Annotated in this window: 1 protein-coding gene; it reads right to left on the bottom strand. The window is 69.0% G+C overall.

The window, feature by feature from the left end; all coding sequences use genetic code 11:
• A partial coding sequence (locus QHF85_RS49615; protein ID WP_281334565.1) for a DUF4215 domain-containing protein occupies nucleotides 1-2,763 on the bottom strand: 2,763 nt, incomplete at both ends.

The following is a 2,763-nucleotide window of genomic DNA, read 5'->3' as shown; positions in this document are numbered from 1 at the left end:
GCCTGCGCCGCCGCCGCCGCCGGCACCACCTGCGCCGCCGCCGCCGCCTGCGCCGCCGGCACCGCCGCCGCCGCCTGCGCCGCCCTGGCCTTCATCGGCGCACGACGCGCTGCAACCGTCGCCGTCCGCCTGATTGCCGTCGTCGCATTCCTCGACGCCCGATTGCACGAACCCGTCGCCGCAGCTCGCGTCCTCGCACGTCGACAGGCAGGCGTCCGTGTCGTCGGCGTTGCCGTCGTCGCACGCCTCGTCCGCCTGCACCACGCCGTCGCCGCAGGTCGCCAGCGTGCAGTCGTTCTTGCAGCCGTCCGTGTCGTCCTGGTTGCCGTCGTCGCAGGCCTCGACGCCGTCCTCGACGAAGCCGTCGCCGCAGCTCGCGGTCTTGCAACCCGAGACGCAGCCGTCGGTGTCGTTCGCGTTTGCGTCGTCGCACTCCTCGACGCCCGATTGCACGAACCCGTCGCCGCAGCTCGCCGCGAGGCAGGTGCCGAGGCACGCGTCCGTGTTCGACATGTTGCCGTCGTCGCACGCCTCGCCCGCCGCGACGACGCCGTCGCCGCAGCCCGGCAGCGAGCAGTTGTTCCGGCAGGCGTCGCTATCGACCATGTTGCCGTCGTCGCAGGCCTCGACGCCCGATTGCACGAATCCGTCACCGCAGCTCGACGCCTTGCAGCCGACGAGGCATGCGTCCGTGTTGTTGCCATTGCCGTCGTCGCAGGGCTCGACGCCGGCCTGCACGAACCCGTCGCCGCAGCTCGCCTGCACGCATTGATTGAGGCACGCGTCCGTGTTGCTCGCGTTGCCGTCGTCGCAGGCCTCGACGCCGTTCTGCACGAACCCGTCGCCGCAGCTCGCCTGCACGCAGGTGCTCAGGCATGCGTCCGTGTTCGACACGTTCCCGTCGTCGCATTGCTCGAGGCCGGTCTGGACTTGACCGTCGCCGCACTTCGCGGTGACGCACGAGTTCAAGCACGCGTCGTTGTTGCTCTGGTTGCCGTCGTCGCACTGCTCGAAGCCCGCGCGGACGACGCCGTCGCCGCATTTGGCCTGCGCGCAGGAGTTCAGACAGGCGTCCGTGTTCACCATGTTGCCGTCGTCGCATTGCTCGACGCCGGCCTGCACGTACCCGTCGCCGCATTTCGCGGTCATGCACGAGCTCAGGCAACCGTCGTCGTTGTTCATGTTGCCGTCGTCGCACTGCTCGACGCCCATTTGCACGACGCCGTCGCCGCACTTCGGGGCCTGGCACGTGCTCAGGCAGGTGTCGTTGTCGTTCTGGTTGCCGTCGTCGCACACCTCGACGCCGGCCTGCACGTAGCCGTCGCCGCAGCCGGCGTTCTTGCAGCCCATGACGCAGGCGTCGGTGTTCACCATGTTCCCGTCGTCGCATTGCTCGACGCCGGTCTGCACGTAGCCGTCGCCGCAGCTCGGGTTCATGCAGGTCGAAAGGCATGCGTCATTGTTCGACGAGTTCCCGTCGTCGCATTGCTCGCCCGCCTGCACGTAGCCGTCGCCGCAGGACGCGGGCTTGCAGGCGTTCGTGCAGACGTCGGTGTTCGTCATGTTCCCGTCGTCGCATTGCTCGACGCCGGTCTGCACGTAGCCGTCGCCGCAGGCCGCGGTCTTGCAGCCCATGACGCAGCCGTCGGTGTTCGACATGTTCCCGTCGTCGCATTGCTCGACGCCCGAGCGGACGAACCCGTCGCCGCAGGTCGCCGAAAGGCACGTCGCGAGGCAGCCGTCGGTGTTCGACGCGTTGCCGTCGTCGCATTGCTCCGGCCCGTTCGTCGCGCCGTCGCCGCAGTAGGGCCCGGGGCCCGAGCAGTCGGCCTTGCACTTGCCGTATTGCCCGTTCGCCGCCCCGTCGTCGCAGAACTCGCCCGCGCCGAGCGTCCCGTCGCCGCAGACCGAGGCGAGCGCGTATTCATAGGCGCCCATGTCGAACGCCGCGCCATTGATCCCGTCGCCGTCGAGCGGCCGCGTCGTGCCCTCGATGTCCTTCGCCGGCGCGCCCGTCGCCGTGCCCACGTCGATGCAGAAGCTCGACCCCGTGAGCTTGAGGTTCGTCGGCGCTCCGGCATAAAGCGGGTTCGACGAGATCGTCCCGACGCCGCCGCTCGTCCCCGAATAGTTCTGCGTCGTGTTTCCCCACACGTCCGAGTACGTCACCGTCACCGTCGACGTGCCGCCGCCCGTCTCCCGGTAGATCCCGATCGAGTGGCCCGTCACGATCGAATTCGTGATCGTCGCCGTCAGCGTCGGCCCGCCCGTGTACGTGTGCACGCCATAGAACGAGTTCTGGACGATCGTCGCGTTCGAGATCGACAGCGACACGTTCCCGGCGCCCGACGAATACACGTACACGCCGCGGCTGCCGTTGTTCCGGATCACCGCGTTCGAGATCGAGCCGCCGCCCGTCCCCGTGTAGTACACGCCGTACGAGTTCGTGTGCGCCGTGAACCCGGAGAGCGCGGGCGCGCCCTCCATCACGTGGATGCCATATTGCGCGTCCGTGATCGTCATGCCCGAGACCACCGGGTTCGTCGCCGTCTGCCGGAACACGACCCCGTACCATTGCCCCGCGCCCGAGCTCGTGCCCGACAGCGTCACCGGCTGCGCCGACGTCCCCTTCGAGCTCAGCGTGCCTTGCACGATGAGCTCCGTCTCGCTGAGGTCCGTCCCCGAGGCCATCACGTCGCTCGTCGAGAAACGCACCGTCACCCCGGGATCGAGCGTCAGCGTCACCCCGGGCGCCACCGTCAG

The organism is Polyangium sp. 6x1, assembly GCF_029946515.1.
In the GTDB taxonomy this organism is placed as follows: domain Bacteria; phylum Myxococcota_A; class Polyangia; order Polyangiales; family Polyangiaceae; genus Polyangium.
Note: the sequence above shows the minus strand (reverse complement) of the source record. Positions and strands in the feature narration are given on the sequence as shown.